Source organism: Chondromyces apiculatus DSM 436 (assembly GCF_000601485.1).
In the GTDB taxonomy this organism is placed as follows: Bacteria; Myxococcota_A; Polyangia; order Polyangiales; family Polyangiaceae; genus Chondromyces; species Chondromyces apiculatus.
Genome location: NZ_ASRX01000095.1, coordinates 13,736 through 36,841, shown reverse-complemented (window position 1 = coordinate 36,841; position 23,106 = coordinate 13,736). Strand labels below are relative to the sequence as shown.

The following is a 23,106-nucleotide window of genomic DNA, read 5'->3' as shown; positions in this document are numbered from 1 at the left end:
CCCTTCCCTCAGGGCCCGGGCAGGGACTTCACGAACGTCACCTCGACGGTGAGCGTCGCGTCAGGGCCGCTCGGAGGGGCGAACTGCGCGGAGTAGAAACGCGCGGTCACGCACGCCACGACCGCGAGGGCCAGACGGTGGCCTGGCGCTGGCGTGGCGGAAAGCACCTCACCGTTGGCACCGACGCTCGCCGTGAAGAAGATCTTGCCGTCGGACGTGACCGGGTTCCGGGTGAGTTCGCGGTTGAAGCAGCGCCGGAACCCGGCGGTCATGCCGGCGAGCACGGTCGCGGCGTTGGCCACCTGCCCCCCCGCATGCGCGGTGAGCCTCACCCGGGCATTCGCCGAAGCCTGGGGGGAGCCTTGCGGAGATCCACCCGTGCTCAGCGTACCAGTTCCGACAGCACCAGCTCCGGAACCAGCACCAGCGCCGAGACCTGCCTGCCCGAGCCCCGAAGAGACGGCCCCGCTGAGCGCGCCGGATCCACCGACAACACTGCCGCCGAGGGGATCGCTGTCGGAAAGCGCACCGAGGATGTGCATGTCTTTGAGCTGGGAGAGCTGCGCTTCGAGGGCCGCGACCTGCGCGTCGTACTTGCCGGCAGCGCGAGGAGGCGTCGGCACCTCCGCGATGGCGCCCTCCTCGGCGGCATCCTGCTCGGCCGCATCCTCCTCGATGACGGCCTGCGCGGGCTTCATGTCCCCGGCGGGCGGGGCGACGCGCGCGACCTCGACGACGGTGACGGGGACCTTCGCACTTGCCGCTGGCACCGCCGCGCCCCCGCAAGCGATGAGGGAGAGCGCGCCGCTCGCGAGCAGCGGGAGCGACGCGAGCCGCGCGAGCCGCGCGAGCCGCGCGAGCCGCGGGAGCGCGGAGAGCGTCAGCAGGTGGGCACGGTGGCGGTGCGGCACGTGAAGTCCCTCAGGGCGCGAGGACCATGGCGCTGCGGCCGGGGACGGCGAGCTGGATCGTGCCGTTGGCCTGGACCGTGACCGTGGTGTTGCCGAGGGCGTCGTGGAGGACGGTGCCTGGCACGAAGCCGAGGACGCCCTGCACCTGGGGGTTCATGGTCTCTCCATCGGCCGCACGGGAGAGGGCGACGATGGCGGCCTGCCCGGGGGCGATGCGGCGGCCGAAGACCAGCGTGTCCTCGGTGGCGGCGAGGGTGACGTACGCGCCGCGGCGGAGGGCGAGGATGTTCTTCCGCGCGGTGCCGAGCTTGCGCACGAAGTCGAGGGTCTCCAGCTCGCGGGCGTCGAGGTCGGCGTCGCTGCGCCACATCTGGCGGTTGTTGGGGTCGCCGCCGCCCCACTGGGCGTACTCGTCGCCGTAGTAGAGGAGCGGGGCGCCCGGGAGGTTCAGGACCCAGGCGAGGCCGATACGGGTGCGCCAGTAGGGCTCGTCATCGGAGGGCGCCTCGGCGGTGTTGGACCACTGGTTGCCAGCGATGCCCTTGTCGTGGGCGGCGTCCTGGCCGCGGTAGTCGGCCATGGTGGTGAAGCGAGAGGTGTCGTGGCTGCCGATGTACGGGGTCATGATCGCGCCTTCGGGCCACTTCTCCAGGCCGTGGCGCACCCAGTAGTCGGCGTGGAGCATGCCGCGCTCGCTCCACCCGAAGGTCCGGTACGAGACGCCGTGGTAGATGACGAAGTCGAACTGGCCATCGAGGCCCTGAGGGCCGATGTACTTGGCGATGGTGTTGTAGTTCTCGTCGTTGCAAGGGTCGGCGCAGTCGTTCCAGCCCATGGCGGTCTCGCCCATGAGGAAGTAGCGCGTGCCGCCCTTCTCGAACGTCTCGCGGACCTCGGCGGCGAGGTTGCGGGTGGAGACCTCCTCGACGTGCTTCACGGCGTCGACGCGGAGGCCGTCGAGATCGAACTCGTCGAGCCACCAGATGGCGTCGTCGGTGAAGGCGCGGGCGGTCTCGGAGTTCGAGAAGTTGATGTCGGGCATGTAGTCGGCGAACCGGCACTCGAGCGCCTTCTCGGTCCAGTCGCAGCCGGGCGTGCCGCAGATGCAGCCCTCGCGGAACCACTCGGGGTGCGAGGTCATGTACTCGTGCTCCTGGTGGACGTGGTTGATCACGAAGTCCTGGAGGATGCGGATGCCGTGCGCGTGCGCGGTGCGGACCAGCTCGCGGAGGGCGTCCTCGCCGCCGATCCGGGGGTCGACCTCGCGGGCGCGGGCCGGCCAGTAGCCGTGGTAGCCGGTGACGTAGTGCACGCCGTCGGCGGCGAGGAACGCGCCGTCCGGGTTGGTCTGGAAGGGCGTGAGCCAGATGGCGCGGACGCCGAGCTGGTCGAGCTTGCCTTCGGCGATGGACTGGGTAAGGCCGACGAGATCGCCGCCCATCCAGTCGCCGCGCGGGTCGGCGAGGGGCGTGACCGGCGCGTTGCTCCCGGGCTCTCCGTCGCGGTAGCGGTCGGTGACGACCATGTAGACGAGGGCGTCCTTCCACGAGAACGCCTCTTCCTCGATCCAGAACACGAGACGAAGGGGCTCGCCCGCGCAACCCGTGCTGGTGAGGGGGTGGAGGACGACGCGGTACTTGCCGTCGTCGAGGCCCGCGATCTGGACAGCGACGTTGCCGCTCTCGTCCACGCTGATCTCGGTGTCGTCGAGCGGACGGGAGTCGCCGTCATGCTCCAGCGTCGCGGCGAAGGCGCCCTCGGTCGAGGCGCCAGCGCGCTCGCTGCCGTCGATGTACGTGAGCCTGGCCTCGTAGGTCCCCTGCCCTGCCGCGGCGCGCGCAGGCTCGCTGCTGTCGACGGTGAAGGTGGGCTGCCGGCAGTCGCGGACCTTGACCGCGGAGTTCTCGGTGCCGTCGACGTACTTGCGGCGCCCCTGGGTGGGATCGAGTTCCCAGTGGGTCTGTCCGCCCTGCTCGTAGATGATCTTGTAGGCGTGGAGGCCCGGGGGAAGGTCGAGGGTGACGCTGTAGACGCCGCTGCCCGTGACGGTGAGCGGCGCGGCCGTGTCGGCGTCCCAGCCGTTCCACTCGCCAGCGACGCGGATCTTGGTGGCGCCGAGGGGCGCCGTGAAGGTGATCGTGGTCGGACACTGGCCGTCGCCACCACACGCGCTCTCGCCGCCTGCGCCGCCGCCCCCGTCACCTCCGCCCGCGCCGCCTGCGCCGCCGCTGCCCGGCGTCCCCGTGGAAGTGGTCGTCGTGGAGCCTGACGCACCATTGCCCCCAGCGCCGCCATCGTCTCCACCGCATGACGCAGCGAGCCCTGTGAGCAGGACGGGCAAGAGAAAGAGCGCGGTGAGGGGGCGTCGCATGTCACGGAGGCTAGCCCAGCGGCGAGGGCTATGTCAGCTTCGGGCCTTGCGGGCGGCCTCTCTGGGAGGGCGGGGCCGCGCGCACTTCCAGGAGCGAACATGAAGGTTTGTGGCGCGGTTGCATTGATTCTCGGAGCACTCATCGCGGGCTGCGGCTCTTCTGACGGGGGTGAGGGTGGAAACAGCCCGACAGGCGCGGGCGGCGGCGGCGCAGGTGGCGCAGGCGGTGGAAGTGGCGACTGTGCGCCGCAGGCCGCGACCGAGGTGACCGACGTGAGCGGGACGTGGGCGCTCTTGCAGGTGGGCTCGCTGAACGTGCTGCCGCAGGGATTCACCACGCCCATCACGAACCGGATCGTCGACCTCTTGCTGGTGAAGAGCGATCAGACCGGCGAGCAGGTGACCCTGAGCGGGGAGTACTGCGACCACTACACGGAGGAAGAGGATGCGTTCGTGAAGGCGAGCATCCCGGTGGCGTACCGGGATTCGCTGGTGGACGTGGAGCGTGTAGGCACGTTCGCGGCTGGTCAGCTCCGGGTGCCGGAGCTCGTCGAGGTGGTGGGTGCGAGCCTGTCGAGCCCGACCGAGGCCCTGCCGACGGAGCCCGACGACGCGCGGCTGTTCGATCAGGACGGCGATCAGAAGCCCGGGGTGACCATCGCGCTCAGTGGACTCGTCGACGGCGAGGTGTACGTGGCCGAGCGGAAGAAGACCACCCTCGACGGGGTGGCGGTGTCGGCCGATCGCATCGAGGGACTGACGAGCTTCTCGTCGGAGCAGAGCGTGGTGGACGCCGATCCGGCGAACCTCAAGGACCAGGTGGCGTCGTCGGAGCAGTCGACGGATCCGAACGCATGCAACAGCTACTTCGTGATGCTGCGCGTGGACGACGCGATGACCTGCGAGACGCTGCGCACCCAGCGCGAGACGCTCTTCGGTCAGTGACGGCCGCTACTGCGGCAGGCGCAGCGCGAAGCCGGCGCCCGCGAACCAGCCGCTGCTCGTGAATCCAGGATAGCCGGGGTTGTTGGTCTGCAGACCAGCGGCCCCGTCGATCGGCATGCCGCTCACGCGGTCGATGGCGTTGTCGGGTACCTCGTCGATGACGGGGTACCTGGCGTCGGCGCTCTTCTGCACCTCGCGGGTGACCATGACGTGACCCTGGAGGAACGCGGCCAGGCCGAAGTCGGCGCCGAGCAGGTTCACCGGAGTCTCCAGCGAGAGGCTCGCGCCGACCTTCGCGTTGTCGACGTAGTTGGTGCGCCCCGTCTGATCGGGGACGGGCGTGGGGGTGTAGGCGAGGTCGGCCGCGACGCGGCGCCTGCCGAGGACCACGGCGCCACCGACGCCCGCCGAGAGGGTGTTCGCCCAGGGGTCGAGGGGCCGCTCACTCTGGCGGTCCCGGTACTGGGCCCACTGGGTGATGACGGCGCGGACGCCCACCTCCCAGCCCGGAGGCAGCGGGCGGGCGGTGGGCCGCTCGGGATGCGCGCCGGTGGGCCCGGTGGCGTAGCGGGGGCTCGCGGAAGGCTTGGAATGCTCGGTCTGCGCGGGCCGCGGCGTGACCTCGCGGAGGGCCATGGGAGCGCCGAGGAGGGCGACGCCGAAGCCGATACGGGTGGGCTCGTAGCCGAGGGTGGTCTGGTACGTCTGGCGGATATAGGGGTCTTCGCCGGGGTAACTGAAGTTCCAGAAGCGGATGCGGTTCTCGCCGGTGGTCGTCGACGACGAGGGCAGGTGCAGGGTGGAGGTGAGGCGGAGCCAGCGCCGCGGCTTGGCCTCGATGGCGAAGTGAGGCGCGAAGGTGCTCTCGACCTTGATGTCGGGGCTGATGAGGACCTGGCTCTGGTCGCCGGCGTCCGGCATGTGGACGGAGGTGACGGCGGAGGTGCCGATGGTGACGTCCGCGCCGACGCCGACGGAGAGCCAGGGGGTGATGCGGCTGGCGAGGGCGAGGGCGAAGGTGGTGTTGACCATGCGGTCGCCCATGAGCTCGAACTGGAGCTGGTTGCCGAAGTACTGGGCGCGCTCGTCGACGAAGAAGGCGCGCTGCTCCTGGAAGCTGCGGATGGGGAGCAGGGCATAGAAGCCGAGGACGAGGTACTGCTTGTAGAGGCGGCGGATAACGCCGATGGAGGCGTAGGCGAGGGCGTCGCGGTCCTGGGTGTTCGCGCGCTGGTTGAGGAGGTTCGCGGTGGGCATGGGGCGGTAGTCGAGCCGCCTGGTGCTGCCATCGGAGTTGCGGATCTGCGCGTCGTAGATGGACTCGGGGACGTCGGAGCCCGCGGGCCGCTCGCCCAGGTTGATGTCGCCGCGGGTGAAGAGCAGGAAGAAGCCGGCCTCGGTGGTGGGCGGGGCGTCGGGGAGAAGCGCGGGGTTGAAGAACGCGGCCTCGGGCCCGCGGGCGAGGACGCGGGAGGTGAGGGCGTTGGCGCTGGTGGGCGCGCCGAGGGTCTCCAGAGGGCCCGCAGCGTGTGCAGGTGGAGCGAGGGTCGCCGCGAGGGTGGCAGCGGCGGTGGCGGCGACGGCGGTGAAGCGCGCAGCGGCGGGTCGGACGTCGGCGGATCGGACGGCGGCAGGACGGGCGGCGGCAGGCGCGGGGGTGGTGCTTCTGGTCATGGGTCCGGCGATGCGCGGGGCGCTGAGGGACCGGGGGCCACGCGGAAATGACGAGGGCCATCGGCGCGTGGTCCGGTGTTTCGGGACGGGCAGGCGTGTGCCGGTCGGGAGGAGAAAGCAAGTTTTCCGTGGGGTTTCCAAGGGGTTTCCCCCCGGCAGAGCGGCGCCTGCGGGTGTTCCGGTGTGGGCGCTGGTCAGTGAGACTCCCCGCCGAAGAATCCCGGAAACAGATGCCGAAAACCGTCTGCCCAGAGGCCCCCTACTGTCAGCCGGATACCAAAATTTACCTGGCCCGGCGGGAAGAGGTGCCGTCGGTTGCCGAAATTTGCCTGGCCCAGCGGGAAGAGGTGCCGTCGGTTGCCGACAGTCCCTGGTTCACCGCGGGAAGAGGTGCGGGAGGTCTCCGACGGTGCCAGGTCCACCGCGGGAAGAAGTGCGGGAGGTCTCCGAGGGCCCCTGTCCGCGCGGGAAGAGGTGCGGGAGGTCTCCGACGATGCCCAGTCCACTGCCGGACGAGGGCGCCCCCCAACCCACCGACCGACCCGTTTCCACCCACGTCAGGCCCTTCGGGGAGCGCCGACGGGACCCCTTCCACGCGGAAGAAGTGCGGGCGTCGCCGCCGGGACCTCTTCCACGCGGAAGAGGCGCGGACGCTGCCGACAGGCCCAGGTCCACCGCGGGAGAGGGGCGGGCGGCGGGATCCTCCCGCACCATTCCCGCGGTGGACCTGGGCCCGTCGGCAACCGACATACCCATGTCCACGGGGACGGTGCTCTGCCTCTGGTTCCTCAGAACAGGACGCCGACGCCGACAGAGAGGCCGCGCTCCCCGAGGGGGATGCCCTCGGCGCTGACGTTGAAGCCTCCCGGGAGGAGGACGGTGGTGCCGAGCGCGAGCTGGTAGTGGTAGCGGTCGGTGCCGGTGATGTCGCGGCCCTGGAAGCGCCAGAAGATGGGTCCGCCGAAGACGCGCGCGGCGAGGTACGGGGTGAGGGTGTCAAAGAAGGTCCAGCCAGCGAGGGCGCCGAGGCGAGCGTCGATGGCGAGGTAACGCTCGGTGTCCGTGCGCGTGGAGGCGCCGCGTTCCTGGGTGGGTGCGCCCGAGGCGCCGAAGGAGGCGGTGAGGAGGACAAAGGGCGCGGCGCCCTCGCCCTGGAAGACGCGGTAGGAGCCACCGACGGTGGCGAGCCAGCCGGGATGGAACTCGTGGTCGACGCCAGCGACCCGGAGGCTGCCGCCGTGGCTGACGCCACCGCCAGCCTGGAGGGTGACGTCGCGGCTGGCGCGCATCTCGACAATGGCGGCGGCAGCGCGGCGGTCGATGGAGCCGCGAAGGTCACCGAAGAGGAGCTGAGAGCCGAAGGCGGCGTAGCTCAGGCGCGCGCCGAAGCGCCTGGCCGTCCAGGAGGGGGCTTCACCGGGAGCCGCGTCGTCGTGGTCGTCGCCATAGCAGATGCCCGCCGGACCGGCAGGCGGTGAGAAGCCTCAGGCGCGCGCGGGGCGGGCGGTGAGGAGCGAGGCGGCGGAGAGAGAGGCGGCGAGGGCGAGCACCAGGGTGGGGCGCAGCATGGGGGGAGTGTACGCGAAGGTGACGGCCGCTGCGTGACGCGACTCTCCCGCGGAGCATCAAATCGGGAAGGTCTGCGAAGGGCGGCGTCTCAGCTCGCGTCGCTCTTGCCTGCGTCGCTCTTCGCAGCCTCGCTCTTCCCTTCTCCGTTCGTCGTGGCGGGGGCAGGCGGGATCCCCTCGCCGGTGGTCGCGGCTTCCTCGCGGCGGCGCACGGGCTTCGCGGGGATGCCCACCACGGTGGTGTTGGGGGGGACGTCGTGCACGACCACGGCGTTGGCGCCGATGCGGGCGCCGGCGCCGATCTTCACGGAGCCCACGATCTTCGCGCCGGCGCCGATGAAGACGTCGTCGCCGATGATGGGGCTCTGGCGGCGCTCGGCGCCGATGGTGACCTGGTGCTCGATCTTGATGTTGCGGCCGCCCTTGACCGAGCCGTTGATGACGACGCCGTCGGAGTGGATGAGGACGAAGCCGGGGCCGAAGTCGGCGCCGCGGCCGATGACGGCGCCGCCGACCACGCTGTTCAGCTTGTTGAAGACCATGGTGAGCGGGGCGAGGCCGCGCTCGTTCGAGGCCTGCATGAGGCGGTAGAGGATCATCGCGGTGGTGCCGTCGGTGAGCACGGTCTTCACCAGCGACGGGACGTCGTCGCGCTCGTAACACCACCGGGACTTCTCGCGGAGGTCGTTGGCGATGGTGCGGAGGGTCTTGAACATGAGGGCCTCGCAGGTCAGGGCACCGGAGGGGTCCAGGAGCACGCAGCTCCCGGGGCGCCTGGGATGATGTCGGGGTTGGAGTCTACACCAGGGCACTTCGCGCAGCGCGTCCCGCGGCGCGCGGCCTCGCGCCTCGTCAGGTCTGCGGCAGGGTGTTAGGGTCGCTGTCCATGGCAGAAGAGACCGCCGACCTGCGGGGCTTGCCCAAGGCTCAGGCTTACGAGGCGCTCGCGTCGTCGGTGCAGGCGACGCTGGAGGGGATCCACGATCCCATCGCGGCGATGGCGACGATAAGCGCGCTGCTGCACCACGGCTTCGGCCACCTGTGGACCGGCTTCTACCGGGTGGTGTCCCCGGGGCTGCTCTGCGTCGGGCCGTATCAGGGGACGCTGGGGTGCCTGGAGATCCGCTTCGGCAAAGGGGTCTGCGGGACGGCAGCGGCGGAGGGGCGGACGGTGGTCGTGCCCGACGTGCAAGCGTTCCCGGGGCACATCACCTGCGATGCGCGCTCGCGCTCGGAGATCGTGGTCCCCGTCTTCGGGCCAGGCGGAGCGCTCATCGCGGTGCTCGACGTGGACTCGGACCGGGCGGGGGCGTTCGATGACGAGGACCGGGCGGGGCTGGAGGCGCTCGTGGGGTGGTTCGCTGCGGTCCGCGGGGAGGACGCCGTTCCGTGATCCGTCAGGGGTCCCTGGCGCGACGCTCCGAGGGACCAGGGGTAGCGACCATCGGGAGCGTAGGGGCCGACAGGCCCCTGCTTGAAATTAGCGGTAGGGGCTGCGGCCGCGGAGGTTGCAGAAGATGCGCTCGTAGTCGAGCGTGACCAGGACCGCGCGGCCGGCGTCGAAGCACACGAACACGCCAGGCCAGGAGCCGACCCACACCTCGTCGAGCGAGGCGGGTTGCAGGCGCACGCCGGGGAGCCAGGGCTCTCGCTCCAGCCGGAAGCACCCGGCCTCCGGGGAGCCGGCGGTGAGCCACGCGATCGAGGCGCCAGCGGGCGCGGAGGGCCACACGACGTCTGCCCGGAGGAAGCGGTGGTGATCGATGGGGCGACGCTTGGAGAGCGCCCAGAGAAGCTCGTCGTGCCGCAAGGGGTCGACGAAGGACTCCATGAAACGGCGGTGGATGGCCTGCGTCGCGGGCTGGTCCAGGGGAGCGAGGACGGCGCCGAGCTTGCGGAGCTGGCCGAGGCGGGTCTGCTGGAGGACTGCCGCGCTCATGGGTGTCCGGGGATCGCGGCCTGCAACGCGGCGCTGCACTGCGTCGACGCATGGCCCGGGAGGGCTGTCCCACTGTACAGCGGGGTGGGGACAAGGTGTGGGGCAAGGTGGATGCGTGACGGCGACGCGGCGCTGGAGGGCGGCTCGGGCTCGCCGACCGCGCGAGGGGAGCTGACCATCGCGGCAAGGATGGCGCACGCAGGGGGTCGGGTCCACCGGCGGATCCCCGGGGTTTGTGGAACGGGCCGCGGCGAGTTGGTTCTCTTTCCGTCTGGGGCTTCGGACTCGCCCCCTTCTCCTGATACGTTGGGCCGCCGCTGGAGCGCGCGCCCGGGTGCTCCACAGGCAGAGGACGGGACATGCAGGATCCGAAGATCGGCCGTGCTTCGCTGCGCATCGAGAACCTGGCTACGGCGCTGGAGCAGGGCGTCGACAATGAGGCGGCAGTGCTGGAGGTGCTGGTCGCCGCCCTGGTGAAGGGCAACCCGCAGCCCGAGCTGTGGGACAAGCTCCACTCGGCGACGGCGCGTGACGACCGCTTCTCCGAGCTGGCGCAGGCCTACGAGAAGGTCGCGAGCGATCGGCGCTTCTCGACGTACGGCCCGCCGGTGCAGGCCGAGGTGCTGATGCGCGCGGCGTCGTTCTTCACCACCATCCTCGGGGATCCGGCGGGGGCGCGCGGTTACCTGGAGCGGGTGGTGACGGTGGCGCCGGGGCGCGTCGATGCGTTCAGCAAGCTGGAGGCGCTGCTCCTGGAGGCGCGGGAGGACGTGAGGCTGGCGGATCTCTACGCGCAGGCCGCTCCCCACCGGGCGGAGCGCGACGAGCAGCTCGGCATGCTCCGCCAGGCGCTGAAGCTCCTCGAGGCGTGGCCCGACGAGGAGGAGCGCGCGACCAGGATCCTGCAGCAGCTCACCAAGCTCGATCCGGCGGATACCTGGGCGCGGCACGCGCTCGAGGAGCGGCTCACCAAGGCCGGGAAGGTCGCCGACGTGACGCGGATGCTGGAGCAGGTGCTCACCACCGAGCCCGGCCCCGAAGAAGGGGAGGCGCTCGCGATCCGGGCGCGGCTCATCGGGCTCTACACCGCCGAGCAGGCCGACCCGAAGGACGTGGAGAAGGCGCTGCCCCACGTCGAGGAGGTGCTGGCGCGGGATCCGGGGCACGCGGTGGCGATCGCCACGGCCGAGGCGCTGCTCGCGCGCAAGCCGGTGGCGCCGCGCGCGGCCGCGGCGCTGGAGGTGCCCTACGAGCGGGTCGGGCGCACGAAGGACGCCATGAAGATGCTCTCGATGCAGATCGAGGCGCTGCGTGGGCCGAAGCGCATCGAGGCGCAGAAGCGGATGATGGAGCTGCTCCTCAACCGCGTCGGGGATCTGCCGGGAGCGTTCGCGCTGTGCGAGCAGATCCTCACCGTGGAGCCCGGGGACGACCGGGTGCGGGAGCGCTACCTCTCGCTCGCGGCGAGCCTCGACAAGCGCCAGGAGGCAGCGAAGCTCTTCGGGCGCGCGGCAGCCACCGCGCGCGACAAGGGGGCTCGGGCGCGCATCGCGGTGGAACTCGGGGAGCTGCTCCTCGAACTCGGTGACGTGCGCAAGGCGCGGACGTCGTTCCAGCTCGCGATCGACGCGGCCGCCGACGACGGGGCGTCGCTCCGCGCGGCGAGGGCGCTGGCGCAGCTCTACGAGAAGGAGCGGGACACGCGCGGCCTCGCGGCGATGCTCGGGCGCCTCGCCGACCTGACGCCCGACGTCGAGGAGCGGGAGCAGGCTGCAGAGCGGCTGGTGCGGTTCTACGAGGAGGAGCTGAAGGATCCGGCGGGGGCCATCGGCGCTTACCGGAAGCTGTTCGGGACGCGGCGCGAGGCCTGGGCGCTGGAGGCGCTGTCGCGCCACTACGAAGGGTCCGCCGCTCACGCGGAGCTCGCCGAGGTGCTGGAGCGGCAGGCAGACCTGAACCTCGACCGGGAGGCGGCGCGGGTGCAGATGCTGCGCGCGGCGGAGCTGCGGACGGAGCAGCTCGGCGATAAGCCCGCCGCGATCGAGTCGTGGCGGCGGATGCTCACCGCCTTCGGTCCCTCCCGTGAGGTGCACGCGCGCCTCTTGCCGCTGCTCGAACAGGAGCGGCGGTGGGATGAGCTGACCAAGGTGCTGGATGCCGACGCCGAGCTCACGGTGGGGTCGGAGCGGGCCGCGCTGCTCGCGCGGATCGGGGCGCTGCGCGCGTCGCGGCTGCACGATCCAATGGGGGCTTTGCAGGCCTACCGGCAGGCGCTCGCCATCGAGCCGACCGAGAAGACGAGCCGGCTTTCGGTGGAGCGGATGCTCGGCAATCCCGATCCCAACGCGGCGCGGACCAGCCAGGCGCCGCCGCCACCCGACGCGCAGCGGCTCGCGGCGTGCGGGGTGCTGGAGCCCATCGCCCGCGCGGAGGGGAACGCGTCGCTGCTGCTGCGGGTGCTGGAGGTGAAGGGAGATCTGGCCGAGGCGGCCGCCGTGATGCCGGGGGATGCAGAGGGCGCCTCCGCGACAGATCTGCCGAGCTGGGGCGAGGCGGACGCGGCGAGTGACAGTGCGCCGGGGAGCGTGCACGAGGCGATCACGCGCCCGCCGCCCGTCGGCTGGGTCGAAGCGCCGGAGGAGCGGCCGCGCACCCTGCGACCGGCAGCCCCCCCGCGCGACCTGATGAAGCTCGCCACCGAGACCATCGAGCCGGAGACGCGGCGCGCGCCGCTCAGCGCGGAGACCGTCGCGCTCAGGCTGAGCGCGATCGAGGAGGCGGTGGGGATCGCCGAGCGCGATCTGCGGGACGGGAAGCGCGCGCTCGGGCTGGCAGCGCGGGGCCTCGCGCTCGCCACCTCCATGCTGCCTGCGCGCCTGGCGTTCTGGGCGGCGGAGGTGGAGCGCTTGACCGAGGGGCCCGGCGAGGGTGCCCGACGCGCGGCAGTGCTCGCGGAGGCGCTCGGCGATCGGCCGGTGAACAGCCCGGAACTCATCCACCTCGCGCAGCGCACGGGGGAGGCGCTCGCCGCGAACGGGGACATGGGCGGTGCGCTCGCGGTCTACCGCCGCGCGCTCGCCCACGAGCCGTCCTCCGCGGAGCTGCTGGGCCGCGTGGACGAGCTGCTCCGCGAGCAGGGCAGCCCCGAGGAGCGCATCGCGCTCTACCACGAAGCGCTGTCGCGGCCTTGCGCGCCGGAGCGGCGGCGCGAGCTGCTCCACGCGATCGGCGCCATCCAGCGCCGGGACCTGAACGATCCCGCAGCAGCCGTGGCGACGTACCGCGCTGCGCTGCAAGAGGACCCTGAGGACGACGGCGCCTACGAGGCGCTCCTCGCGACGCTGGCCGAAGCCGAGGCGTGGGACGCACTCTACAATGAGCTCGCAGGCCGGCTCTCCCGGGTGCAGGACGACGACGTGGCGCGCGTGCACCACGAGCTGCGCATGGCGGAGGTGGCCGGGCGCGCAGGACGGACCGACGTGGCCGCCGCGCGCTACAAGGCGATGCTCGCGCGGGGAGCACCCGTGGGCGCCGAGGCGCTCGTCACCATCGAGCAGCTCGCGCGCGCCCAGGGAGACGCGGCGCTCCTTCGTCAGGTGCTGGAGCGGAGGGTGGCCATCGCCGTGGATCCGGGCGACGAGGCCAGCGCGCTCGAACAGCTCGCCGCTTACCTCGCCGAAGCGCCGGACGGCGAGCCGCGCGACGCCCCGGCAGCAGCGGAGGCGCGGCGCCGGGCGGCAGTGCTCGCGGAGGGGCCGCTCGCCGACCCCGGCAGGGCGCTCGCGCTCTACGAGCAGGTGCTCGCGAACCTTCCCAGGGACCGGCACGCGGCGGCGAGGCTCCTTTCGCTCTACCGCGAACGGGGCACGTGGGAGCAGGTGCCTCCAGTGTGCGAGGTGCTCCTCGACACCTCCGAGAGCGCGACCGAGGCGCTCGTGGAGCTGGCCATGCTCGAAGAGGCGGCCGTCCGCGCAGGCGCCATCGATCTGCTCCTCGCGGCGGCCGGACGGGTGAAGGCCCGCTTCCCGGAGATGTCGCCCGAGCAGCTCCGCACGGTGGAAGCCACCATGGCGCGCGGCCTCGGCGCCGACCCGGCGCGTCAGGACGAGGCAGCAGCCGCGCTCCGGAGCCTCGTGTCCACCGCCCCGGAGGACGACAGCACCGCGCTCGCTGCCTTCGAGGCCTTCCTCGCAGCGAGCCCGGACTCGCCGGCGAGGCACGAGGACCGCAGGTGGCTCCACGGCGTGCAGGTGGAGCGCGCGCCCGAGGCGGAGCGGGTGGCAGCGCTCGCAGCGTGGGCCGCCTGGGAAGAGTCGGTCATGGTGGATCGGGAAGCCGCAGCGTCGCTCTACGAGCGGGTGCTGGCGCTGGATCCGAACCACGATGGCGCGCTCGCCTCCCGCGCCCGGCTCCTGCTCGCGATCGGTGAGGTGGATCAGGCGGTGAAGCTCATGGAGTCGCGCCGCGATCGCGCCACGGGCGAGGCCCGCACCGCGCTGGAGATCGCGCTCGCGGAGCTGCTCTTCGATCGGCTCGATCGGCCCAACGATGCCCTCGACGTGGTCGCCCCCGCGCTGCAGAGCGGCGCCCCTCAGCCGGCGGCGCTCAGCCTCGCCATCCGCGCGCTCGCTCACCCCGCAGCCCAGGCGCGCGCCGCGGCGCTGCTGGAGGGCGCCGAGGTCGCTGCCGGTGACACCGCGGCGCGCATCGCGCTTCTTGAGACCATGCTCGCCAGCGGACCGGGCGACAGCGCTGCGCGCAGCCGCTGGTTCGAGCGGCTCCTCGATCTGCACGCCGATGATCCGGAGCAAGCCCTCGGCGTCGCGCTGCGCGCCGCTTCGGCGCTCCCCGGTGAGATGAGCCTGTGGGAGCGGGCCGAGCAGCTCGGGCGCAAGACGAAGCAGCCCGAGCGGGTGATCGATGCGTACGGTGCCGCGCTGGACAGCGCCGCCGGCCTCGCCTCCGACGACATCGAGGAGCTGGGCAGGCGCGGCGTCGAGTACCACGAGGAGTGGTTCGATGCGCCCGAGACCACCATGCGCCTCCTCCGCCGGCTCGTGGAGCTGCTCCCGGGCTCGGTGTGGGGCTTCGAGCGCCTCAAGCTCACCTACAACGCCGCCGAGCGCTGGGACGATCTCTTTGCCCTCTACGACACCATGCTCGCCCGCACGGAGGACTCGGCCGAGCGTCAGTTCCTCCTCGAGGACGCCGCCACCGTGGCCCGCGATCTCGCCGGCGACGCCGAGCGGACCATCCGTTACCTGGAAGCGCTCCTCGATTTGTCCGACGATGCACGCACCAGGAGCTCCCTGGAGCGGCTCTACGAGCGCCACGGGCGCCACCGCCCCCTCATCAAGCTGCTCAGCGAAGACCTCCCGCGGCTCGCGCCGGACGCGGCACAGCGCCTCCGGGAGCGCATCGCCCTCCTCTGGCTCGATGGCGTCGGCGAGGCCGAGGCCGCGCTGCCCGGCGTGGAGCAGATGCTCGACAAGGATCCCGCGTCGAAGGAGGCCTTCTCCTTGCTCGAACGGATCCTCGACGCGACATCCGTGGCGCCGGAGAGTGACGAGCGGCGCGAGGCGCGGCGGCGCGCGGCAGAGCTGCTCACCAGCCGCTACCGCGCCGAGGAGCGCCCCGCGGATCTCACCCGGGTGCTGGAGATCCAGGCCGACGGCGCGGCGCCTGAGGCCCGGCGCGTGCTGCTCGCCGAGATCGTGCGCCTCCGCCGCGACGTGCTGGGCGACGAAGCCGGGGCACTCGACAGGCTCGCCGAGCTGGTCGAGCTGACCCCCGCGGACGAGGCTCCGCGCGCGGAGCTTGCGGTGCTGTGCGGGCGCCTCGATCGCCACGCTCGGCACGCCGAGGTCCTGGCGCGCGCGGCGGGTCACGCCGTGGACTCCGCGCTCGCCATCTCCCTCCTGAAGGAGGCGGCGACCCTCCGCCAGCAACGCCTCGCCGACGCCGACGGCGCCATTGCCCTGCTCCGGCGCCTGTTCGCGCTCGCCGAGCAGCACGCGCACGCGGACGAAGGGCTCGCCGCCCTGCGGGATCTGGACCGCCTGCTCGACGCTGCAGGCCGCGTGGTCGAGCGCTGCGAGGTCCTCGATCTCCTCGCCGCGCGCGAGGAGGCTCCCGGGGCGCAGCGAGAGGCGCTGGGCGAGCTGGCGCGCCTCTCGTGGACCGTGCTCCAGGACGACGAGCGCGCCATCGCCGCGTACCGCGCGCGCCTCGCCTCGGATGCCGCCGACCTCCCGGCCCTCGACGGCCTCGCGGACATCCTGGAGAAGGCAGGCCGGCACCGCGAACTCGCCGACGTCCTCGATCAGCGCGCCACGGCACACGGCGGCGGCGAGGCTGCCCGCCGCGATCTCGGGCGCGTGGCGCGCCTCTTCGAGCGCGACCTCGGCGAGCCCGACCAGGCCATCGCCATCTGGCTGCGCATCCGCACGGACCTCGGCCCCGACGTGGAGAGCGGCGAGGCGCTCGCCGCGCTCTATACGGGCGCTGCGCGCTGGACCGATCTGGTCGCCCTCCTCGACGTCGAGGCTCGGGCCGCCGAGGAGGCCGGCGAGCTGGCGCGCGCCGCTGCTCTCTCCACCCAGCTCGCTGGCGTGCACCGCGATCACACGCTCGCCTGGGAGCTGGCCGTCCCCGCCTACAAGCGCGCCTGGGAGGCCGCCCGCGCCGATGGGGCAGAGGCCGCAGCGCACGCACGGCTCGCCCGGGAGGGGCTCGCGTCGCTCCTCGACCGCATCGATCCTGCGCGCGACGAGCACCGCCCCTCGCTCCTCGCGGCCACCGCAGCGCTCCTCGACATCGCCTCCGCCGAGGACGACTGGCGCGCCCGCGTCGCGCTGCTCGAGCCCCGCCTCGCTGGCGCGACCTCCGACACCGACCGCGTGGCCATCCTCCACGAATCCGCGTCCCTGCTGGAGGGGCGGGCTACCGACGTGAACGGCGCGTTCGACCTGGTCTGGCGCGCTTTCCTCCTCGCCCCTGGCCACGAGCCCCCCGCGAACCTGCTGCGCCTCTCCGAGGCCGCAGGGCGCTGGGCGACCCTCGCCGACGCGCTCCCCTCCCTCGAAGCGCGCGGGGACACGCCGGCCCCCACCCTCCGCGATCTCTGGCACCGTGTCGCGGCCTGGGAGCGCGACGCACGCAAGGATCTCGACGCCGCCGAGCGTGCCTTCGAGCAAGCGCTCACGCACGAGCCCGCGAACAGCGCCATCCTCGTCGAGCTTGCCGACCTCCAGCGCCAGCGCCCCGGCGCTCCGCTCGTGAGCACCCTGCTCCGCCTCGCCGACGCGACGGGGGGTGATCTCGCGCTCTACCGTGAAGCCACGGTCGTCGCGCGCGACGTCGTCGGCGACCTCGCGCGCGCGCTGGCCATCGCGGCGCGCCTCCTCGACCTCGCCGCCGACCGCTGGGCCGACGGCGAGCCCTCCTTCGACACCGATGCGCCCGACCACCCCGGCCACGCCGGCCTGTGGGCGATCGACGTCCTCATCGCACTCCTGCTCACCGCGGGCGAGCGCGCCTCCGTGGTCAAGCTCGGCCAGCGCGGCGCGGCCATGCCGTTCCCGCGCGAGGTGCAGCGGAGGCTCCTGCGCACGGCCGCAGACGCCGCCGAACTCGACGAGGCCATCAGCCTCTACGCGACCCTCTTCGACGAAGAACCCTCCGACGAGCCAGGCGGTGAGCGGCTCGCAGCACTCCTCGCCGAGGCAGGTCGGCGCGAAGCCCTCATCCAGCACCGCGAGCGGCAGATCGCCGTGGCCGAAGACGCCGACCGCCGCGTCGCCCTGCGCTTCGACGCCGCGAACCTGCTCGCCGAAGGCACCGAGGTGGCCCGCGCGATCGAGGCCCTCCGCAAGAACCTCGATGAGGTACCGGGTCACGGGCCTTCCGCAGAGAAGCTCGCCGCCCTGTTCGCCGCGAGCGGCAACCACCGTGACCTCGCCAGCCTCCACGAGGAGCAGGCAGCCTTGCGGGAGGCCGCGTCCGATCCGAGCGCCGCTTCCCTGTGGCTCAAGGCAGCGGAACTCACCGAGCGCGAGCTGGGCGATCCGAGGCGCGCCATCGGGAGCTACCGCCGCGCCGCGGCCCTCGGCGCCACCGAAGCGCTCGACGCCCTGGCCAGGTTGCTCCTCGCCCAGGGCGAGCCTGCCGCCGCCGCAGAGGCGCTCGAGCGCCTCTGCGCCACGACCACCACCGACCGCGTGGCCACGGAGACCCTCCGGCTCGCAGACGCCTACGTGGCGGCAGGGCGCGCCGACCGCGCCCGCTCCGCGCTCGAGCGCTCCCTCGGCCGCATCCCCGTCCCTTCCACGTCGGCCCCGCGCTCTCTCCCGCGCTCCATCCCGCCGGGCGGCACCCCCGTCCCGGAGGAGGATCAGCAACCCCTGCGCGAGCGTCTCCGGGCGCTCTACCGCGAAGCCGGCGAATGGACGGCGCTCGCCGAGCTGATCGCCGAGGATGCCGGGCGCCTCACCGAGCCCACGGCCCGCCTCGCCTTGCTCCGCGACGCGGCCGACCTGCACCTCAGCCACGGAGGCTCGCCGGCGGCAGCCATCCCGCTCCTCGAAGAGGCCATCGCCCTCGCTCCCGACGACCTCGGCCTCCGCCTCTCCCGCGGTCGCGCCCTCGCCGCCTCCGAGCGCATCCCCGAGGCCGACGCCGCCCTGCGCGCCATGCTCGACGAGTTCGGCAGCCGCAGGCCCAAGGAGCGCGCCCTCGTCCACTACGAGCGCGCCCGCGTGCTGCTCACCGCCGGGGATCGCGCCGGCGCGATGACCGAACTCGACCTCGCCCTCCGCATCGATCCCGCACACCCCGGCGCCCTCCTCGCCGCCGCCGGGCTGGCCTCCGACGACGGCCAGCTCGAGCGCGCGAGCCGCTCCTACCGCGCCCTCCTCCTCGTCGCGCGCCGGCCGCGACCGGGGACCGACATCGCGGTCACCCGCTCCGAGATCCTCGTCGCCCTCGCCGACATCGCCCGCCGCCAGGGTGAGCCCGACCGCGAGACGGAGCAGATGGAGAGCGCCTTCGAGGCAGCGCGCGAGGGCGATCTCGAGCACCAGCGCTTGCTCATCGCCCTGCGCTCCCGTGGACGGCACGACCTCCTCGCCCGCGGCATCGAGGCCCGCCTCGAAGCGCAGCCCCTGGAGGCCGAGCGCGTCGCCCTCCTCGACGAGCTGGCCACCCTCCACGAGACCCACCTCGCCCGCCCCGACGCCGCGCTCGACGCCCGCCTCCGCGTCCTCTCCCTGCGCCCGGGCTCGAACTCCGCACACGCCGCAGCCCTGGGAGCGGCAGAGCGCCTCGGCAAGCCCGAGCGCTACGTCGAGATGCTGCAGCAGCTCCTCGTCCAGCACCCGGGCTCCGCCGAGCTGCTCCTCCACCTCGGCCGCGCCCTCCTCCTCGCCGGGGACGACGCCGGCGCTGCCGACGCCTACCGCCGCGCCGAAGCCACGCTGTCCCCGGGAGACCCGCGCCTCGACGACATCTGGAGCGCCTCCGAGGCCATCGCCGAGAAGCTCGGCGACACGAAGGCCCAGGCCGAGCTCCTCGATCGCCGTCTCCGCGCGGCCGATGCAGCCGACGCCGAGCGCGGCGGCCGCGCCGTCGACACGCCCCCCGAGGTCCGCGCAGAGCCACGCTACCGCCTCGCACGGCTCCACGCAGCGTCCCCCACGAGCGCCGAGCGCGCCGCGGAGCTGCTCGAACAGGCCATCGCCCTCCATCCCGATGCCGACCGCGCCGAGCCCGCCCTCCGCGAGATCCTGCGCCAGGACCCGCGCCAGGAGCGCGCCGCGCGCTTGCTCGAGCGCGTCGCCCGCGCCGCGGAGCGCCCCCGCGCCCTCGTCGACGCCCTGATGCTCCTCGCCTCCATCGAGGAGCCGGAGCGCGCCGCCCTCCGCCTCCGGGAGGCCGTGGACCTCGCGCGATCCCTGAAGGACGCCCCCCTCGCGGAGTCCATCCTCCAGCGCATGATCGAGGAGCGCGTCCCCGGCCCCGCCGGCGCCGCCTCCGCAGCGTGGTCCCTCGCGGCCCTCGCCGACCTCCGCGAGGAAGCGTCGGATCTCGCCACCGCCGCCGATCTCCGCGAGCGCGCCGCCCGCGCCTCCAGCCCCGACGAGGAGCGCGCCCTCCTCCTCCGCGTCGCCACCCTGGCGGCCGGTCCCCTCGGCGACCTCCCTCGCGCCGCGCGCCTCTACGAGGAGCTGCGCACCCGCGAGCCTGCCGAGCGCGAGATCTGGGAACCGCTCGCCGACGTCTACCGCAAGAGCGGGGACGCACCCCGCCTCGCGGCCCTCCTCGACGCGACCGCGCCCCTCCTCGACACGGTCGCCGAGCGCTCTCACCTGCGCCTGGAGCGCGCACGCCTCGTGGCCACCGGCAGCCCCGATGACGCCGTGGTCCTGCTCCGCGAGCTGCTCGACGAGGACCCCTCCCAGATCGAGGCGGCCATCCTCCTCGCCTCCCTCCTCGAACGCTCCGGCCGCCTCGCCGACCTGCGCGACCTCTACGCCCGCCAGATCGACGCCGCCAAGGATCGCAGCGACGTCCCCTCCATCCTCTCCCTCTCGCTGCGCCTCGGGCAGCTCTTCGAGCAGGACGGCGACGAGCGCGCGGCCCTCGACGTCTACAGCGCTGCCTCGGACTGGGACCCGCGCAGCCCCGACGTCCTCCGCGCCATCGTGCGCCTCACCCGCCACGAAGACGAGCCGCTCGCCCTCGCCGAGGCGCTCGACAGGCTCCTCAAGGTGGAGCGCGGCGAGGAGGCCGTTGCCGTCGCCATCCAGCTCTCCGGCCTGCGCGCCGGCCAGGGCGACGAGCGCGGCGCCGAGGAGGCCCTCGAAGCCGGCTACGCCACGACCCCCGGGAGCGACCGCCTCCGCGAAGAACTCGCCGAGCGCTACACCGCCCGCGAGGCCTGGCACAAGCTCGCCTCCCTCTACACGAGCGAGGCGCAGGCCGAGGGCCTCACCGACGACGCGCGCGTCGAGAGCCTCTGCCGCGCCGCCGACATCCTCCGCCAGCGCGCCGGAGACGCCGCGGCCTCTGCCGACGTCCTCACGCGCGCGCTCGCCATCGCGCCGGCCGATCGCGATGTCCTCCTCGCCTTCATCGACGCCGCCGGCGCCACCGGCCAGCACGGCCGCGCCGCCGAGGCGCTGACCCGCGCCCTCGACGCCACCGCCGACGACCCCTGGCTCTACAGCGCCCGCGCCGATCTCCATGACGCGCAAGGCGCCACCGACCGCGCCCTCGCCGACCGGGAGCGCGCCTACGCCCTCGATCCCCGCGCCCACGCTGCCGCCCTCCTCGTCCAGCTCGAGCGCAACCTCACCCGCGCCGACGTCGAGGCCGCGGTCGACCTCTCCTTCGACGCCTCCGCGGACCTCTGGAGCGACCCCGAGCCCGAGCCCGAGCCTGCCGCGCCGAAGCCGAGCCCCGCCCGGGACCTGCGCCTTCGCCTCGCCGACGTGCTCGCGCGGTCCGGAGACCTCGACCGCGCCCGCGATCACCTCACCGAGCTGCTCCGCAAGGACGGCAAGGATCGCGAGGCCCTCCGCACCCTCGCCGCCATCGAGGAGTCCGCGGGGAGCTGGGACGCCGCAGGCGCCGTCTACCGGCGCCTCATCGCCCTCGAAGACGGCGAGCCCCTCGTCACCACCGCGCTGCACCTCGCCGAGGCCTGCGACAAGGCCCAGCGCCCCGGCGACGCCCGCGGCGGCCTGGAACGCGCCCTCCGCGTCGCCCCCGCGCACCCGGAGGTCCGCGACCGGCTCCGCCGCCTCTACGAGCAGACCGGGGCGCACCGCGACCTCGCGGCCATGCTCTTCGACGACGCCCGCGTCACCGGAGATGCCGCCGAGCGCTACCCCTTGCTCCTCCGCGCCGGCCGCCTCTTCGTCGAGGAAGACGACGTGGCTCCCGCCATCTCGGCCCTCGAAGAGGCCCGTGCCCTGCGCCCCGACGACCAGGAGGCGTCCCTCCTCCTCTCCGAGGCCTTCGCTGTCTCCGGCCGCCGCGACGATGCCCGCGCCCTGCTCGGCGAGCTGCTCGCCGCGCACAAGAACCGCCGCTCGAAGCAGCTCGGCGCCGTCTACCAGCGCCTGGCCCGGCTGGAGATGCGGGAAGGCAACGCCCCGGAGGCCCTCACCGCCCTCGCCCGCGCCTTCGAGAACGACCCCCAGAACGGCGCTCTCGCCATGGAGCTCGGCAGCCTCGCCTTGAACCGCGGCGAGCAGGAGCTCGCCACGCGCGCCTACCGGTCGGTGACCATGATGAAGCCCGCCGCCGATCGGCCCGGCACCGAGGCCGGCACCGAGGGCGCCACCCCCGCTGCCCGCGGCATGGCCTACTACCAGCTCGCCGCCATGGCCCTCGCCGGTGGCGACCGCAGGAAGGCCCGCCTCATGGTCGACAAGGCCATCGAGGCCGATGCCACCCTCGACCAGGCCCGTTCCCTCCTCGAAGAGCTGAAGGGCGGCTGACCCGGCGCGCTATCCTCCCGGTCGTGTACGCCGGTCACCTCGATCTCACCCAGCGCCTCGTCTGGACCGTGGACGACGCCCTCTCCCCGGCCGACTGCGCCTCCTACATCCAGCGCATCCGCGCGAGCACCACCGAGGTCGCCCCCATCGTCGGCCACCACGGCCCCGAGGTCGACCTTGAGGTCCGCAACAACACCCGGCTGATGTGGGACGACCCCGACGAGGCGAACGCCCTCCTCGCCCGCGTGGCCCACGAGGTCCCGAGGCGCCTCTCCGACCACACCCTCCACGCCGGCAACCCCCGCCTCCGCCTCTACCGCTACGGCCCCGGCGAGCGCCACGGCGCCCACTGGGACACCGTGGTCGAGCTCCCGGACGGCGTGCGCAGCCTGCTGACCCTCGTCTTCTACCTGAACCACGACTTCGAGGGCGGCGAGACGGACTTCCCCGAGCTGTCGCAGCACATCACCCCCCGCGCGGGTCGCGCCCTCCTCTTCCAGCACCGCATCCTCCACGAGGCCACCGAGGTGCGCTCCGGCGAGAAGTTCGTGCTGCGCACCGACATCCTCTACCGCTGAGACGGGAATGCGGAGCACGTGACGCGCAGGTGACACGCGCACGTTGGGCTCGACGTGGGCGCATTTCGGGTGCATGCGGCGAACTCGTTGCTGCTCCAAACCGATCACTCGCGCCGTGAACACAGCTTGTCGTCAAGGACATTTTTCGGGGCCCTTTGGGCTGATTTTCAGCCACCGAGCAACCCTCCGAGGTGCCCTCGCATCACGCGCCTGCTGCCTCTCCTCTCCAGCCGCGTGACGCTGCCGGTCCCCCTCCTCTTCCTCTACTGAGAAGCCATCGCCGGTGACCTTCGCTCCTCCCAGGGCGCCACCGAAAGCGCGGCGAAGTGCTGCAAAACCCTCGGGTTTTCAGCGATCTCGGCGCACGGCGCGCGACCACGTCGAGCGACGGCGCGGGCGCTCCGGCAGTGTCCTGGAGGACGTCCAAGGGCCTGTCCGACGTCCAACCGGAGGGAGGTCGCTGCGTCCGTGAACGCTTCGACGTCCTCCTCCTCGCGCGAAAATCGCCGTTTCCCCCCGCGGTTTTCGCTTTTTTTGCTCCGGACTGCGTGGCACGTTCGGATCAGTCGCGTGCGGCGGGGTGCTGCGCGCGGCCCTGATCGAGCAGAGGAGACAAT

General features: G+C 72.9%; 10 protein-coding genes. 4 read left to right on the top strand and 6 right to left on the bottom strand.

Translation table 11 applies throughout. The features are described 5' to 3' along the window. Nucleotides 1-8: 8 nt before the first annotated feature. Nucleotides 9-911 (bottom strand): hypothetical protein, encoded by a 903-nt coding sequence (locus CAP_RS38780; protein WP_052376745.1) that lies wholly within the window; start codon nucleotides 909-911, stop codon nucleotides 9-11. Nucleotides 912-921: 10 nt separating this feature from the next. Next, nucleotides 922-3,282, bottom strand: coding sequence for an alpha-amylase family glycosyl hydrolase (locus CAP_RS38775; RefSeq protein WP_044250278.1), 2,361 nt, complete (start codon nucleotides 3,280-3,282; stop codon nucleotides 922-924). A gap of 99 nt (nucleotides 3,283-3,381) precedes the next feature. Here CAP_RS38775 and CAP_RS55420 point away from each other — a divergent pair, with 99 nt between their 5' ends. Next, nucleotides 3,382-4,227, top strand: a complete 846-nt coding sequence (locus CAP_RS55420; protein WP_156041530.1) for a hypothetical protein — start codon at nucleotides 3,382-3,384, stop codon at nucleotides 4,225-4,227. A 6-nt stretch (nucleotides 4,228-4,233) separates the two neighbouring features. Here CAP_RS55420 and CAP_RS38765 read toward each other — a convergent pair whose 3' ends face one another. The 3 genes from CAP_RS38765 to CAP_RS38755 all read right to left on the bottom strand — a co-directional run bounded on the left by CAP_RS38765 (nucleotide 4,234) and on the right by CAP_RS38755 (nucleotide 8,185). Beyond that, nucleotides 4,234-5,901: a hypothetical protein gene (locus tag CAP_RS38765; RefSeq protein ID WP_044250276.1), complete on the bottom strand. Its 1,668-nt coding sequence runs from the start codon at nucleotides 5,899-5,901 to the stop codon at nucleotides 4,234-4,236. A gap of 788 nt (nucleotides 5,902-6,689) precedes the next feature. Next, on the bottom strand, nucleotides 6,690-7,190 hold the full coding sequence (locus CAP_RS38760) for a hypothetical protein (RefSeq protein WP_044250275.1): 501 nt from the start codon (nucleotides 7,188-7,190) through the stop codon (nucleotides 6,690-6,692). Nucleotides 7,191-7,558: 368 nt separating this feature from the next. Then, nucleotides 7,559-8,185, bottom strand: coding sequence for a serine O-acetyltransferase (locus tag CAP_RS38755; RefSeq protein WP_081865723.1), 627 nt, complete (start codon nucleotides 8,183-8,185; stop codon nucleotides 7,559-7,561). Between the two features lie 170 nt (nucleotides 8,186-8,355). Here CAP_RS38755 and msrC point away from each other — a divergent pair, with 170 nt between their 5' ends. After that, nucleotides 8,356-8,862, top strand: a complete 507-nt coding sequence (gene msrC / locus CAP_RS38750; protein WP_044250272.1) for a free L-methionine (R)-S-oxide reductase MsrC — start codon at nucleotides 8,356-8,358, stop codon at nucleotides 8,860-8,862. A gap of 87 nt (nucleotides 8,863-8,949) precedes the next feature. Here the strand turns inward: msrC and CAP_RS38745 are convergent, their stop codons facing one another. Next, the gene (locus CAP_RS38745) at nucleotides 8,950-9,408 is read right to left on the bottom strand and encodes a hypothetical protein (protein WP_044250270.1); all 459 of its coding nucleotides are present in this window, start codon (nucleotides 9,406-9,408) and stop codon (nucleotides 8,950-8,952) included. A 359-nt stretch (nucleotides 9,409-9,767) separates the two neighbouring features. Here CAP_RS38745 and CAP_RS38740 point away from each other — a divergent pair, with 359 nt between their 5' ends. Beyond that, nucleotides 9,768-21,911 (top strand): tetratricopeptide repeat protein, encoded by a 12,144-nt coding sequence (locus CAP_RS38740; protein WP_044250268.1) that lies wholly within the window; start codon nucleotides 9,768-9,770, stop codon nucleotides 21,909-21,911. A 23-nt stretch (nucleotides 21,912-21,934) separates the two neighbouring features. Further along, nucleotides 21,935-22,489, top strand: coding sequence for a prolyl hydroxylase family protein (locus CAP_RS38735; RefSeq protein ID WP_052376744.1), 555 nt, complete (start codon nucleotides 21,935-21,937; stop codon nucleotides 22,487-22,489). Nucleotides 22,490-23,106: the final 617 nt, after the last annotated feature.